Annotated in this window: 13 protein-coding genes and 2 pseudogenes; 12 read left to right on the forward strand and 3 right to left on the reverse strand. The window is 55.8% G+C overall.

Annotated features, from left to right (window positions below; genetic code table 11):
* Window positions 1-3: 3 nt before the first annotated feature.
* Window positions 4-288 (reverse strand): hypothetical protein, encoded by a 285-nt coding sequence (locus QVF11_RS27720; RefSeq protein WP_287860982.1) that lies wholly within the window; start codon window positions 286-288, stop codon window positions 4-6.
* Between the two features lie 347 nt (window positions 289-635).
* The gene (pspF, locus tag QVF11_RS27725) at window positions 636-1625 is read right to left on the reverse strand and encodes a phage shock protein operon transcriptional activator (RefSeq protein ID WP_287860984.1); all 990 of its coding nucleotides are present in this window, start codon (window positions 1623-1625) and stop codon (window positions 636-638) included.
* Between the two features lie 153 nt (window positions 1626-1778).
* Here pspF and pspA point away from each other — a divergent pair, with 153 nt between their 5' ends.
* From pspA to QVF11_RS27760, 7 genes are all read left to right on the forward strand, one after another.
* Complete coding sequence (gene pspA / locus QVF11_RS27730) at window positions 1779-2447, forward strand: phage shock protein PspA (protein ID WP_287860986.1); 669 nt, start codon at window positions 1779-1781, stop codon at window positions 2445-2447.
* 51 nt (window positions 2448-2498) lie between these two features.
* Window positions 2499-2723: an envelope stress response membrane protein PspB gene (gene pspB / locus QVF11_RS27735; protein ID WP_139538003.1), complete on the forward strand. Its 225-nt coding sequence runs from the start codon at window positions 2499-2501 to the stop codon at window positions 2721-2723.
* On the forward strand, window positions 2723-3082 hold the full coding sequence (gene pspC, locus QVF11_RS27740) for an envelope stress response membrane protein PspC (RefSeq protein WP_287860989.1): 360 nt from the start codon (window positions 2723-2725) through the stop codon (window positions 3080-3082). The genes pspB and pspC overlap by 1 nt, the downstream gene beginning before the upstream one ends.
* An 18-nt stretch (window positions 3083-3100) precedes the next feature.
* Window positions 3101-3331 (forward strand): phage shock protein PspD, encoded by a 231-nt coding sequence (gene pspD / locus QVF11_RS27745; protein WP_142514318.1) that lies wholly within the window; start codon window positions 3101-3103, stop codon window positions 3329-3331.
* 33 nt (window positions 3332-3364) lie between these two features.
* Window positions 3365-3682: a thiosulfate sulfurtransferase PspE gene (gene pspE, locus QVF11_RS27750; RefSeq protein WP_287860991.1), complete on the forward strand. Its 318-nt coding sequence runs from the start codon at window positions 3365-3367 to the stop codon at window positions 3680-3682.
* Between the two features lie 248 nt (window positions 3683-3930).
* Complete coding sequence (locus tag QVF11_RS27755; protein WP_142514249.1) at window positions 3931-5328, forward strand: YcjX family GTP-binding protein; 1398 nt, start codon at window positions 3931-3933, stop codon at window positions 5326-5328.
* Complete coding sequence (locus tag QVF11_RS27760) at window positions 5325-6386, forward strand: YcjF family protein (protein ID WP_142514250.1); 1062 nt, start codon at window positions 5325-5327, stop codon at window positions 6384-6386. The genes QVF11_RS27755 and QVF11_RS27760 overlap by 4 nt, the downstream gene beginning before the upstream one ends.
* Window positions 6387-6558: 172 nt before the next feature.
* Here the strand turns inward: QVF11_RS27760 and QVF11_RS27765 are convergent.
* Window positions 6559-6741: pseudogene (locus QVF11_RS27765) on the reverse strand (LysR substrate-binding domain-containing protein); the annotation flags it as partial.
* 180 nt (window positions 6742-6921) lie between these two features.
* Here QVF11_RS27765 and QVF11_RS27770 point away from each other — a divergent pair.
* The 5 genes and pseudogenes from QVF11_RS27770 to tyrR all read left to right on the forward strand — a co-directional run.
* Window positions 6922-7200, forward strand: a pseudogene (locus QVF11_RS27770) (family 4 glycosyl hydrolase); the annotation flags it as partial.
* 103 nt (window positions 7201-7303) lie between these two features.
* The gene (locus QVF11_RS27775) at window positions 7304-8383 is read left to right on the forward strand and encodes a lysophospholipid acyltransferase family protein (protein ID WP_287860994.1); all 1080 of its coding nucleotides are present in this window, start codon (window positions 7304-7306) and stop codon (window positions 8381-8383) included.
* Window positions 8380-9279: a phosphatase PAP2 family protein gene (locus QVF11_RS27780; protein WP_287860996.1), complete on the forward strand. Its 900-nt coding sequence runs from the start codon at window positions 8380-8382 to the stop codon at window positions 9277-9279. The genes QVF11_RS27775 and QVF11_RS27780 overlap by 4 nt, the downstream gene beginning before the upstream one ends.
* The gene (locus tag QVF11_RS27785) at window positions 9279-11786 is read left to right on the forward strand and encodes a PEP/pyruvate-binding domain-containing protein (RefSeq protein ID WP_287860998.1); all 2508 of its coding nucleotides are present in this window, start codon (window positions 9279-9281) and stop codon (window positions 11784-11786) included. Before QVF11_RS27780 ends, QVF11_RS27785 begins: the two co-directional genes overlap by 1 nt.
* A 231-nt stretch (window positions 11787-12017) precedes the next feature.
* A complete protein-coding gene (tyrR, locus tag QVF11_RS27790) occupies window positions 12018-13559 on the forward strand; it encodes a transcriptional regulator TyrR (RefSeq protein ID WP_110273470.1) in 1542 nt (513 codons plus the stop codon).
* Window positions 13560-13654 lie beyond the last annotated feature (95 nt).

The raw sequence follows: 13654 nt of genomic DNA on the forward strand, positions 1-13654 counted from the left end.
GGGCTACAGCGGAAGGAGTTGGTTATATCGCGCGATATAATCTTTGGGGGTAATTTCCAACTCACCGCCGTCGTGATGGGTGGCAACATAGGTTCGCAGTACCAGACCACTTTTTTTCTGCGTAATTTCCCAGCCTTGCAGGCGATAGGAATCCTCGGTTGAACGGATACACAGGTCTGAAAAGATCATCATTACCGACAGCGCAGGAGCTTTATGACCCTTCATGGTATGGATCAAGCTGACGTGCGCGGCATAGCGGCTAAGCGTCGAGGAGTTAACCGGAATCATCTGTATTTTCAGTCTGTTGAATAATGATGGCGCAGATGATAATTCACATTGAATTATCTTGCTAGTTACAAATAATTAACCATTGATTCATCAATAATTTAGAGCCTATCCCAGTAGGCGTAATCGTTGCAGGCAGTTTGGACACGGACAGCGCGCAAGAACCGGAGCGTACACGTAGTACGTGAGGATGATTCGCTACGCTCACCCTTCGGGCCGCCCTGAAGGGCGTTCAAAACTTTGTGAGTATTGTCTGAGCACTGCCCAGGGCCAAACTGGCAAATAAGATAGCCCTAATGGGACAGGTTATTGGTGACGGCGTCACTTATTTTTCTAATCCTGCGTTCGGTTTAGAGCTGGTGCTTCTTAAGCAACGCCCGCAGCTGGTGGTAGGTGAGACCGAGCAATTCCGCTGCCTGTTTCTGATTGTACTTTGCCTGCTCCAGGCTCATCTCCAGCAGACTCTTTTCTTGCTCGTGCTGGAAGCTACGCAAATCGAGCGGCAGCGCAGGCCCGGCGTTATTTTTTTCTGTGACGACCGGTGAGGTTTGCCGTTGGTGAAAGGGGTTAATGATGATGTTATCCAGCTCGCTGTCGCTGCTGCCATGGCGGTAGACCGAGCGCTCAACCACGTTTTTCAATTCGCGAATATTTCCCGGCCAGCGGTAGTTTTGCAGCGTTTCCGTCGCCCGATCGCTAAAGCCGGGAAACAGCGGCAGCCCGAGCTCGCGGCACATCTGGATAGCAAACTGCCTGGCGAGCAGCATGATATCGCTGTGCCGCTCGCGCAGAGGCGGCAGTTGCACCACATCAAAGGCCAGCCTGTCGAGAAGGTCGGCGCGAAACAGTCCTTCTTCTACCATCAGCGGCAGGTCGGCATTGGTTGCGCACACCAGGCGAACGTTAACCTGTAGCGGCTGGCTGCCGCCAACGCGCTCCAGCTCGCCATATTCAATTACCCGCAGCAGTTTTTCCTGCACCAACATCGGCGCGGTTGCCAGTTCATCAAGAAACAGGGTGCCGCCATCGGCACGTTCAAAACGCCCCGGATGGCGCTTGCTGGCGCCGGTAAACGCCCCGGCCTCGTGGCCGAACAGCTCGGAGTCGAGTAGATTTTCATTGAGCGCGGCGCAATTAAGCGAAATAAACGGCCCCTGCCAGCGGGAAGAGAGAAAGTGCAGGCGGCTGGCGATAAGCTCTTTACCTGTACCGCGTTCGCCAATCACCAGCACTGGTTTATCCAGAGGTGCCAGCCGTGAGACCTGCTCCAGCACCTCAAGAAAGCTGTTGGCTTCGCCGAGCAGGTTGTCCTTGTATTCCGCCATGATGAATTTCGCCATTTAGTAGTGTGATTCACCAAATCACTTTAGCAATCCACTGCACAGATAACAACCTCATCTTTTAAAATCAATGAGATAAAAAGTTGGCACGCCATTTGTATTAATCATTGCACAGGCCAATGCCTGACACCAAGAACTATGAGGATTGAAATTATGGGTATTTTTTCTCGTTTTGCCGACATCGTGAATGCCAACATCAACTCCCTGCTGGAGAAAGCGGAAGACCCGCAGAAGCTGGTTCGACTGATGATTCAGGAGATGGAGGACACGCTGGTTGAAGTCCGTTCGACCTCGGCGCGCGCGCTGGCTGAAAAGAAACAGCTGAGCCGTCGTATTGAGCAGGCCGTTGCTCAACAGGCGGAATGGCAGGACAAAGCTGAACTGGCGTTACGTAAAGAGAAAGACGACCTGGCCCGCGCAGCACTGATCGAAAAACAGAAGCTGACCGATCTTATCGGTAGTCTGGAGCACGAAGCGCAATTGGTTGATGAAACCCTGTCGCGGATGAAAAAAGAGATTGGCGAGCTGGAAAACAAACTCAGCGAAACCCGTGCTCGTCAGCAGGCGCTGATGCTGCGTCATCAGGCAGCAAGCTCTTCCCGCGACGTTCGCCGTCAGCTGGATAGCGGCAAAATTGATGAGGCGATGGCGCGTTTTGAATCGTTCGAGCGCCGTATTGACCATATGGAAGCAGAAGCGGAGAGCCACCGTTTCGGTAAAGATAAATCGTTGGATCAGCAGTTCGCCGACCTGAAAGCGGACGATGAAATCAGCGAGCAGCTGGCGGCGTTAAAAGCCAAAATGAATCAAAATAACCAGTAATTGTATTCGGGCGGCACCGAGACGTGCCGCCGCCATCTGCAAGGAGTTGATATGAGCATGCTTTTTCTCGCCATCCCTTTAACGTTGTTTGTGCTGTTTGTTTTGCCGGTCTGGCTCTGGCTGCATTACAACAACCGTACCGCCAACGGTAGCTTATCGCAGAACGAACAGCAGCGTCTGCTGCAGCTGACCGATGACGCTAAGCGGATGCGCGAGCGTATTCAGGCGCTGGAAGCCATCCTTGATGCTGAGCACCCGAACTGGAGAGAGAAATAATGGGCGGACTGGATCTGAGTAAAAAACTGTGGCGCATTCCGCAGCAGGGCATGGTGAAAGGCGTTTGCGCTGGTATTGCGGAGTATCTGGACGTGCCGGTGAAGCTGGTGCGCCTGATTACCGTACTGGCAATGATTTTTGGCCTGTTTCTGTTTGTGGTCGTGGCCTACATTATTCTCTCATTCGTGTTGGATCCGATGCCGGAAAGCGAACTGAATGGTGAAAAAATGCCGAGCAGTGGAGAGCTGTTGGCTGCCGCAGATAAGGAACTGGCGGCGGGAGAGCGTCGTTTGCGTGAAATGGAACGTTACGTCACCTCCGATACCTTTTCGCTGCGCAGTCGTTTTCGCCAGCTGTAACTGAACGTGAGGTTAATGATGAACATGAAATGGCAACAGGCAGGACAAAAAGTGAAGCCAGGCCTGAAATTCGCGGGCAAGCTGGTTCTGCTGACCGTGCTGCGTTATGGTCCGGCCGGCGTTGCTGGTTGGGCGGTTAAATCTGTCGCCCGTCGGCCGCTGAAAATGCTGCTGATGCTTGTTCTGGAACCGATGCTTAGCCGGGCAGCGCTGCGGTTTTCTAAACGTCGCGGATGGCGTATGTTATGAGTGCCTAAAAACTCAACATATCAGGATGATAAAATGCTACGAAAACTACTTCTGGGTTTAGCTCTGGCTGTCGCCTTACCAGTGTCTGCGGCGGAGCATTGGATAGATGTTCGCGTTCCGCAGCAGTATCAAAAAGAACACGTCGAAGGGGCGATTAACATCCCGCTGGCTGATATAAAAACGCGGATTGCGAGCGAAGTTCCGGATAAAAACGATACCATTAAAGTTTATTGCAACGTTGGGCGACAATCGGGTCAGGCCCAGCAGCTGCTGACCGAGATGGGCTACACTCAGGTGGTTAATGCGGGTGGCCTTAATCAGATAGATATGCCAAAAAGCATCAGCAAGTAATCTTCAGCCCCGTTGCTGCGGGGCTATTGCATTCCATTGATAATTAGCAAGTTAGCCCTCATGTTTAGAGTCTTTCCCATTAGGACTATTTCATTTGCCATTTTGGACCTGGGCAGTGCTCGAAATCCTCACGTACTACGTGTACGCTCCGGTTTCTCCGCGCTGTCCGTGCCCAAACTGGCTGCGCCAATAACGCCTACTGGGATAGGCTCTTATTTCCCCCGTTCTTCAGGCACAACAGGATGGCGATGAAGCGACTCAAAACTGAATTTAATGCGCTGGTTAATCGTGGGGTTGACCGGCATCTCCGTCTGGCCGTTACCGGCCTTAGCCGCAGCGGCAAGACCGCCTTTATCACCGCGCTGGTCAATCAGCTCCTGAACATTCACGCCGGGGCGCGATTACCGTTGCTCAGCGCGGCGAGAGAAGAACGCCTGCTGGGCGTCAAGCGCGTACCGCAGCGGGATTTTGGTATTCCGCGCTTTACCTATGACGAAGGGCTGGCTCAGCTATATGGTCAGCCGCCGGTCTGGCCAACGCCCACCCGCGGCGTCAGCGAAATCCGCCTGGCGCTGCGCTATCGCTCTAACGATTCGTTGCTACGCCATTTTAAAGATACGTCGACCCTGTATCTGGAGATTGTTGATTATCCCGGTGAGTGGCTGCTGGATCTACCGATGCTGGCTCAGGACTATCTCACCTGGTCACGACAGATGACCGGGCTATTGCAAGGGCAGAGGGCAGAATGGTCGACGCGTTGGCGGCAGCTTTGTGACGGGCTGGATCCGCTGGCTCCGGCCGATGAAACTCGCCTGGCGGAGATTGCCAGCGCATGGACCGATTATCTGCACACCTGTAAACGCGAAGGGATGCACTTTATTCAGCCCGGGCGCTTTGTGCTGCCCGGCGAAATGGCCGGCGCGCCTGCGCTGCAATTTTTCCCCTGGCCGGATGTTGATGCTATCGGGGAGGCCAGGCTCGCCCAGGCGGACAAACACACCAATGCCGGAATGTTGCGCGAGCGTTTTAAATACTACTGCGAGAAAGTCGTCAAAGGTTTCTATAAAGACCATTTTCTGCGCTTCGATCGGCAAATTGTGCTGGTGGACTGCCTGCAACCGCTCAATAGCGGGCCACAGGCGTTCAACGATATGCGCCTGGCGCTGACGCAGCTGATGCAAAGTTTTCACTATGGTCAGCGCACGCTGTTCCGCCGCTTGTTCTCGCCAGTTATCGATAAGCTGCTGTTTGCGGCCACCAAAGCCGATCACGTGACCGTCGATCAGCACAGCAATATGGTGTCGCTGCTGCAACAGCTGATTCAGGACGCGTGGCAAAACGCGGCGTTCGAGGGAATCAGTATGGATTGCCTGGGGCTGGCGTCTATTCAGGCGACCCAGAGCGGGCTTATTGAGGTGAACGGCGAAAAGATCCCCGCGCTGCGGGGTAACCGGTTGAGCGATGGCCAGCCGCTGACCGTCTATCCTGGCGAAGTGCCCGCACGTCTGCCGGGCCAGGCATTCTGGGAACAGCAGGGCTTCCAGTTTGAAAACTTCCGTCCGCAGGTGATGGATGTTGATAAGCCGCTGCCGCATATTCGCCTCGATGCGGCGCTGGAATTTTTAATTGGAGATAAGTTGCGATGACCGAACCGTTAAAACCGCGTATCGATTTCGACGGCCCGCTGGAAGCGGAAAAGGCGCAAATTCTCAAATCTGCCCGCGCTTTTGATGACGTGGATGCCGGGAAGTTTGCTCCGGCGCGCCTTGATGTCGTGGAAGAAGAAGAGGGAGCGGCGGAGGCGGTTGTTGAATCGGTTCTGCGGCCCAAACGTAGCCTGTGGCGGAAAATGGTCAGCGCCGGGTTGACTATTTTCGGCGTGAGCGTGGTCGCGCAGGGCGTGCAGTGGACAATGACCGCCTGGCAGACGCAGGACTGGATCGCGCTTGGCGGCTGCGCTGCCGGGGCGCTGATTATTGGCGCTGGCGTCGGTTCAGTCGCGACCGAATGGCGGCGTCTACGACGGCTGCGTCAACGTGCACATGAGCGCGATGAGGCGCGGGATTTGATGCACAGCCATGCAGTTGGCAAAGGGCGTGCGTTTTGTGAAAAACTCGCGCAGCAGGCGGGGCTGGATCAATCGCATCCGGCGCTACAGCGCTGGTATGCGGCGATCCACGAGACGCAGAACGATCGCGAAGTGGTCAGCCTGTATGCGCAGATCGTGCAACCGGTGCTTGATGCTCAGGCACGGCGCGAAATCAGCCGCTCGGCGGCGGAGTCGACGCTGATGATTGCCGTCAGTCCGCTGGCGCTGGTGGATATGGCGTTTATCGCCTGGCGTAACTTACGCCTGATCAACCGCATCGCCACGCTGTACGGCATTGAACTGGGTTACTACAGCCGTCTGCGCCTGTTCCGTCTGGTGCTGTTGAATATCGCTTTTGCCGGGGCCAGCGAGCTGGTGCGGGAAGTGGGTATGGACTGGATGTCGCAGGATCTGGCGGCCAGGCTGTCGGCGCGCGCGGCCCAGGGCATTGGTGCCGGACTGCTGACCGCGCGGCTGGGGATTAAGGCCATGGAGTTGTGCCGCCCGCTGCCGTGGATCGCTGATGATAAGCCGCGGCTGGGGGATTTTCGCCGTGAACTGATTGGTCAGTTAAAAGAGACATTGCAGAAGAGTAAAAATAGTCCGGAGAAATAGCAGTTTTTGCGGGCTTCCCGGCCCGCAGACGGCTGCTTTCCCGGAGGCGGCGCTTGACGCGCCTGTCCGGGCTACCGGCCCGCAGACGGCTGTTGACTTGTAGCCCGGTCAGCGCAGCGCCACCGGGTATTGATCCTGACCACACTCCTTCTTAACCACTCGCTAAAGGCAAGAGCAGGTTCTCACTCATCAGCCGCTCTTGATACAGATCGGGATACTGGGTCGCGCCGTAGTAAATAGCCAGGTCCACACGCTCTTCGTTAAAGTCCGTCACTCCGGCCCGCACGTGAAACTGTGAATTCAACCCCGGCCACTGTGCCTGAAAACGCGACAGGCGCGGCATCAACCACACATTTTACTTAAGCGGCGCGCTGAGATGCCGGTTAAGGCGCTGCGGCTAGTCGATATTGAAGAGCGCATCTCGTTAAGATATGGCCTGATTGGCCAGTAGACCAACGGGCTGGGCGGTTTTGCCAATGCCTGCCGGACAATCCCGATTGCTCTGGAGGTTGCGGCAGATATGGAACGCCTGTGCCCGGACGACTGTGCGGTTGAAGTGAGTTCGTTAATTACCGCTTCCGGCCCGCAGCCGCTGAACGTGGCATCATTCCCGGAAGATACGCTGCGCCTGCTACAACTGATGAAGTCTTTCGAACGCCTGACCATCGAAGTGGCGATAACCGGTAACCGGCATACCGCCTGGCGCGCGCTGGTGCTGAACCCGCTGATCGCCAGCGGTGAGAAGCTTGAACAGGCGCTGGATGAGGTTATCGAACATAACCGGAAGCTGATGTCCACTTTTCACCCACAGTAATTCTGAGGGGGCGATGATGCCCCCAAACTGCTCATTGTAATCCCTTAACGAAGCGTCTATTGTGCGGAAATGTTAAACAAGGACATGATGACAACCACACGTTATGGAAAAACGTAATCCTCCCTGGCTGCGATTCACTCCGGGAAGAGCGTTGCCGCGCTGGTATCGCTTTATCGCCAGGCTATTGAGCCATTTCTACTACGCTTCGATCGACTTTATTGACGAACGTGGCCACCGTGTTTTACCGCTGGACGACGCTATTCCCACGATTTTGCTTGCCAGCCACCGTAACGGGGCGACTGACGGGTGGGTGGTTAGCCCACTGTTGCCGCATGGCCAGTTTCTTGTCTCCGTTCAACTGCTGCGAGCGCGTTTTTTGCGCCTGTTATTTACCGGCATTCCGGTTGTGCGCGACAAGGATCGTGTTCGCTACGGTTTTAGCCGGACGCAGGCGGGAAACCCGGTGCTGCACGCTATTGTCCATATAAAGCAGGGCGGCAGTCTGGTTATCTTTCCGGAAGGCACCAGCGAATGGAGCTATGCACCACAGCCTTATCAGCCGGGAACCGTGAAAATCATTCGCCGACTGTTGCAGGAAGGCCAGCGCTTTCGGGTGATCCCGGTAGGGAGTTTCTACCAGGTTCCTGATCGCTTTGGGTCGCGGGTCGAGCTGCTGGTTGGCGAAGCGCTGGTATTTCCTGCGCGGGAAGATAAGTCCCAGGAAGCCTGGGAAACGGAAATCAGTGAATGTGTGAATAATGCGTTGAATCAGGTTTCGGTCAACTGCGTCAGCGAGGCGACCATGGCGGACGCCGAAGGCTATGCCCACCAGCAGCATAGCGAACCCTGGGCATTGGCTTTTAAACGAGCGGCAAGCGGAATACATGCTGAAAAACCATCTGATAAGCGGCATCGGCAAAGAAACATTTGGGCCTGCGCGCTGCAACTACCGTTTGTGCTGGTGCTTTTTCCGGTACTGCTTTGCGCCTGGTGGGTTGGCAGACAGGCCGACGGACGCAATACGGTGGCGTTTTTTCGTCTGGCGAGCGGTTTTGCCGCCTCGCTGCTGTGGCTGCCCTGTTTGATTGTGCTGGGTATTCTCTTTCCCTGGCTGTGGCTGCTTTATACAGCGGCTTACCTGGGGTGGCGGCAACGTTCTGTTTGGGTGGAGGAAAACGTTTGAGCTTGATAAAGAACACCCATTTTGTCGGTTTGGCTTCCCGGAACCGTCCGGGGTATGGGATCTATTTAGCCCTGATCGCCTTGATTTCCGGGTTGGGGATTTTTTCCGCCTGGCAGCTGCGTGACCCCCAATTTATTGCGCCGGTAATCGCCAGCGTGGTGGTTTGGCTGCTGTTGCTGCAATCGATGTGTTCGTCGTCGTCGCGCTGGCGCAGCTGGATTGGCGTACTGCAGTTTGCCGCCAGTTGGCTGGTTTTCCCTCTGTTTAAGGCGATTCAGCTGGCAATGCCGCGCTCAATGGACGCCAGGCTGCTGGCGGGCGATCGTTGGCTATTCGGCAGCGGATTGACTGAACGGCTGCTGGGCTGGGAAAGGATCTGGTTAAGTGAGGTAATGAGCCTGTGCTACCTCTCATTCTATTTCATTATTCTGCTGCCGGTGCTGTTTTGCGCTTTCCGTCGCCATGAACTTGCCAGCCGTGGCTTCTTCTATGGTCTGATGCTGATGTATCTCTTTGGATTTATCGGCTATCTGCTGGTGCCTGCCGCCGGGCCTTATCTTGCCTTTCCGGACGTTTTTTCCTACCCGCCGCAAGGCGGCACGCTGACCACGCTGCTGGTTTCGCTGGTGGCGAGTGGAGGAACGGGTATGGACGTTTTTCCCAGCCTGCACTGCGGCATTAGCCTCTATGTGTTTGGTTATCTGCTTTTACAGCGTCGCTATCTTTGCGCGCTGTTGCTGTCGCCGCTGGTGGCGGGGTTGATTCTGGCGACGCTCTATCTGCGCTATCACTACGGTATCGATCTGATTTTTGGTGCTCTGCTGGCGTTTTTGGTGCTGGTATGGCTGCGCCGCTGCGGCTTCTCCAGCCGTAACAACATGATAAGGAAAGCATAATGCGAACGGAAGACTCGATGATTTTTACCTTTCACGATCCGCACGCCAGCGAAGTGACGCTGAGCGGGGGGAAGGGCGCCAACCTCGCGCGTCTGACCGCAGGGGGCCTGCCGGTGCCGCCCGGTCTGATTGTGTCGGCTTCTGCTTACCAGCTGTTTCTGGCGCCGCTAAGAGAGCAAATCCAGACTCTACTGCAACAATATGACGATTTCGGCATATGCAGCCGCGAAATTCAGACGCTTATTCGTCGACAAGCTTTGCCGGAAACGCTACGCACGGCGGTAACGCAACGGCTGGATGAACTTGGGGCGAAGGACTGGAACGTTGCCGTGCGCTCTTCAGCGACGTTTGAAGATTTGCCCGGCGCGGCTTTCGCCGGACAGCACGATACCTTGCTCAATATGCGCGGCGCTGATGCGATCCTCAACGCGGTGCGTGAATGCTACGCTTCATTATGGCATGAACACGCTATGCGTTATCGCGCGCATCTACAACTCGCTCACCTCGACGCCGCGATGGCGGTGGTGATCCAGCAGATGGTGGAGATGACGGAAAGCGATGCGGCCGGTGTGGCCTTTTCCATCGATCCGGTACGCGGCGAGCTGGAGCAAGTGTTGATTAACGCTTGCTTTGGATTAGGCGAGAGCGTCGTTGGCGGCGAGCGGGAGGTGGATGAATACCGTGTTGCCATGCCGCAGGGAGAAGTCACGGAACGTAGTATCGGACAAAAAACAACGATTTTGCTGAAAAATAGCCAGGGCGTACATGATGTGGTCCTGCCCGTATCCCGGCAATCGCAGAGTTCGCTTAGCGATGAACAGTGTCTGACGGTGGCGAGCGTCGCCCGGCAGGCGCAGGCGTTTTTTGGTTTTCCCCAGGATATTGAATGGGCATTTTCCGGCGCTTCGTTCTATCTGCTGCAATCCCGTCCGGTCACGTTCGTGCCGGAACGCTGGACGCGCGATGAATCCGCTGAACGCTTCCCTAACGCGGTAACGCCGTTGACCTGGGATCTGGTAGAGGAAGGTTTCCATGAATCGCTCAACTTCTCTTTTTCCCTGATGGGCCTGCCTGGTTTTGGGGGTAAATGGTTCGCGGTAAAAGAGTGCTATGTCTATGGCAACCAGAATGCGGTGGAGCTGTATGCTGGCAGAATGCCCGGCGGCATCAGTTCGCTGGAGCAGCTGCGAGCGGCTCTGCCGACGCTGGCAAAGCGCTATGCCTGGGTGCAGGAGTTGCCGATCCGCTGGATGCGCGATCTGGATACCTATCTGCTGGAAATCGGCGCGTTGATGCGCGAGCCGTTGGCTAGCTACACGCTGGCGCAGTGCTGGGATTATCTGTTGCGGGTACGCGATGCGGGTAAACGTTATTTCCTGCCTAATATTGCTATTTCCCTGACCCAGCGCACCTTGTATGCCGTGCTCTACCAGATCCTGCAAATGTCGATGCCTGCGGCAGAGGCCAAATCGATGTTCGATCTGTTGCTGTCGGTCGCCGAGACTAAAACCGGGCAAGTTAACGCTGAACTGTGGGCGCTATCGCGGCAGGTTCGTAACGAGCCTGAGCTGCTGCGGGAGTTCGCCGACACCCCGTCGCTGGCGCTTGTTTCGCGTCTTAGCGCGTATCCTGCGTTTGATACCGACTTCAACCAGTTCCTGCAACGCCACGGCCATCGTGAGCTGGATTTCGACGCTTATTATCCGACCTGGCTTGAAGCGCCGCATATTGTATTGGATCAGCTGAAAATGCTGGTGGAGCTGCCGGACGATGATTTGGCGGTGCAGGCGCTTAACGGCAAGCTGGCGGCTTCAGCGGCGCAGCACGCCTGGTTGGCTCAGGTGCCGGAAGATCTGCGCTACTTTGTTGAAGAGGTGACTCGCCTGGCGCGCGTTTATACCTGGCTGGACGACCTTGAGCATTATCAGACCACGCGTCTGACGCTGCCGTTCCGCAGCGGCGTGCGCGAGATGGGGGAGCGGCTGACGGCGGCGGGTATTCTGCAAGAAGCGGATGATCTCTATTTCGCGTCATTCGCCGATCTTGACGCTGCGGTGGCACAGAACGCTTTCGAAGATCTGACCGCGCAGGTGCACGCCAATAAGTCTGCCTGGCAGGCGGCGAAACAGCGCAGTCCGTCATGGAATCTTGGCGAAGATGATGCGATCCCCGAGTTGCCGCAGGGTGAGGGATTACAGGGGATGGCTGGCAGCCCTGGCGAGGTGGAAGGTGAGGTCTTTTTGGTTCATGGGCCGGAGGAGTTTGCCGCGTTTCCCAAAGGCGCGATTCTGGTGGCTCGTACGACTAATCCTGCATGGACCTCGCTGTTTTACCGCGCGAGCGGAGTGATCACCGAAAGCGGCGGACCGTTGTCACATGGAGCGGTCACCGCGCGGGAGTTGCAGCTTCCGGCAGTGATGAGCGTGCGCGGGGTCATGACGCTGCTGGAGAATGGGATGCGGGTCAGGGTGAACGGAAGAACGGGAGTGGTCGATATTTTGCGTTAACGGAGCGGCTCGATGATGCTGCCCTCAAACCAGCATAAGGTACCTTGCCGGTTTGAGGGCGGTGACTCGCCTGAACTATTTTGGTCGTGTGCCCGCTCTGAACGTATAACTTTACGGCGGAAAGGCCATTTTTCCGCCATACTGTCAATAATTGTTGACAGCTATCTTCACGCCAGCAAATAACTGTCCTATTATTCATCCGTCATTGGCCTTTTTAGGGTGAAAACTCCTATGCGTCTTGAAGTCTTTTGTGAAGACCGTCTTGGTCTGACCCGTGAATTACTCGATTTATTGGTGCTGCGGGGTATCGATCTGCGCGGTATCGATATCGACCCTATTGGCCGAATTTACCTTAATTTCGCCGAACTGGAGTTTGCCAACTTCAGCAGCCTGATGGCGGAAATTCGCCGTATTGCTGGAGTGACCGACGTGCGTACCGTGCCGTGGATGCCATCAGAACGTGAACATCTCGCACTTAGCGCACTGCTGGTGGCGATGCCGGAACCGGTGCTGTCTCTGGACACCAGGGGGAAAGTTGAACTGGCTAACCCGGCCAGCTGTCAGCTGTTTGCCCAGAGCCAGGACAAGCTACGCAGCCATCCGGTCGCCCAGCTCATTACCGATTTTAACGTGCAGCGCTGGCTGGAAAATAGCCCGCAGGAATCGCATGCTGAGCATGTTGTGGTTAACGGACAGAATTTCCTGCTGGAAATCACCCCGGTCTATCTGGAAGGTGAGCACGGCGAACGAGTGCTCACCGGTGCGGTGGCAATGCTGCGTTCGACGGTCCGCATGGGCCGACAGCTGCAAACCATGACCATTCAGGATACCAGCGCCTTTAGTCAGATCCTCGCCGTGGGTCCAAAAATGCGCCATGTCGTGGAGCAGGCCCGCAAGCTGGCAATGCTTAGCGCGCCGCTGCTGATCGTTGGCGATACCGGTACCGGCAAAGATCTGCTGGCTCAAGCCTGTCATCTGGCCAGCCCGCGAGCAGGAAAACCCTATCTGGCGCTGAACTGCGGCTCTATTCCGGAAGACGCGGTGGAAAGCGAGCTGTTTGGCGATGCGATTCAGGGTAAAAAAGGCTTCTTCGAGCAGGCGACCGGCGGCTCGGTGCTGCTGGATGAGATCGGTGAGATGTCGCCGAGAATGCAGACTAAATTGCTGCGTTTCCTCAACGATGGTACCTTCCGCCGCGTTGGTGAAGATCATGAGGTTCACGTCGACGTACGCGTGATCTGCGCCACCCAGAAAAACCTGGTGGAGCTGGTGCAGAAAGGACTTTTCCGTGAAGATCTCTATTATCGTCTCAACGTTCTGACCCTGTATCTGCCGCCGCTGCGCGACTGCCCGCAGGATATCATGCCGTTGACCGAACTGTTCGTGGCGCGCTTTGCCGATGAGCAGGGGATCCCGCGTCCTAAACTCTCTGCGGATTTGAATAGCGTATTGACGCGTTATAGCTGGCCGGGCAACGTGCGCCAGCTCAAGAACGCGGTTTATCGCGCGCTGACGCAGCTGGATGGGTTTGAACTGCGTCCGCAGGATATCCTGTTACCGGATCACGATGTGGCCTCCTTGCCTGTGGGCGAAGAAGCGATGGAAGGTTCGCTGGATGACATCACTCGCCGCTTTGAGCGCTCTGTGCTCACCCAGCTTTATCGCAACTTCCCCAGCACGCGTAAACTGGCTAAACGCCTTGGCGTCTCGCATACCGCGATAGCGAATAAGCTACGCGAATATGGTTTAAGCCAGAAAAAAGGCGACGAGTAATCTTTACCACCGGCTGCCCGTGCAGCCGGTTTTTTTTGCTACGGGAGGATTCATTCCCGAATATGATCTTGTATATACTCCGCTTTTACTCTTTT

The organism is Klebsiella sp. (assembly GCF_027492335.1).
Classification (GTDB): Bacteria; Pseudomonadota; Gammaproteobacteria; order Enterobacterales; family Enterobacteriaceae; genus Klebsiella; species Klebsiella huaxiensis.

Bases quoted from the DNA above. Each gene is read 5' to 3' on its own strand.
- QVF11_RS27720 (WP_287860982.1), bottom strand. From the start codon at position 288: ATGATTCCGGTTAACTCCTCGACGCTTAGCCGCTATGCCGCGCACGTC.
- pspF (WP_287860984.1), bottom strand. From the start codon at position 1,625: ATGGCGAAATTCATCATGGCGGAATACAAGGACAACCTGCTCGGCGAA.
- pspA (WP_287860986.1), top strand. From the start codon at position 1,779: ATGGGTATTTTTTCTCGTTTTGCCGACATCGTGAATGCCAACATCAAC.
- pspB (WP_139538003.1), top strand. From the start codon at position 2,499: ATGAGCATGCTTTTTCTCGCCATCCCTTTAACGTTGTTTGTGCTGTTT.
- pspC (WP_287860989.1), top strand. From the start codon at position 2,723: ATGGGCGGACTGGATCTGAGTAAAAAACTGTGGCGCATTCCGCAGCAG.
- pspD (WP_142514318.1), top strand. From the start codon at position 3,101: ATGAACATGAAATGGCAACAGGCAGGACAAAAAGTGAAGCCAGGCCTG.
- pspE (WP_287860991.1), top strand. From the start codon at position 3,365: ATGCTACGAAAACTACTTCTGGGTTTAGCTCTGGCTGTCGCCTTACCA.
- QVF11_RS27755 (WP_142514249.1), top strand. From the start codon at position 3,931: ATGAAGCGACTCAAAACTGAATTTAATGCGCTGGTTAATCGTGGGGTT.
- QVF11_RS27760 (WP_142514250.1), top strand. From the start codon at position 5,325: ATGACCGAACCGTTAAAACCGCGTATCGATTTCGACGGCCCGCTGGAA.
- QVF11_RS27775 (WP_287860994.1), top strand. From the start codon at position 7,304: ATGGAAAAACGTAATCCTCCCTGGCTGCGATTCACTCCGGGAAGAGCG.
- QVF11_RS27785 (WP_287860998.1), top strand. From the start codon at position 9,279: ATGCGAACGGAAGACTCGATGATTTTTACCTTTCACGATCCGCACGCC.
- tyrR (WP_110273470.1), top strand. From the start codon at position 12,018: ATGCGTCTTGAAGTCTTTTGTGAAGACCGTCTTGGTCTGACCCGTGAA.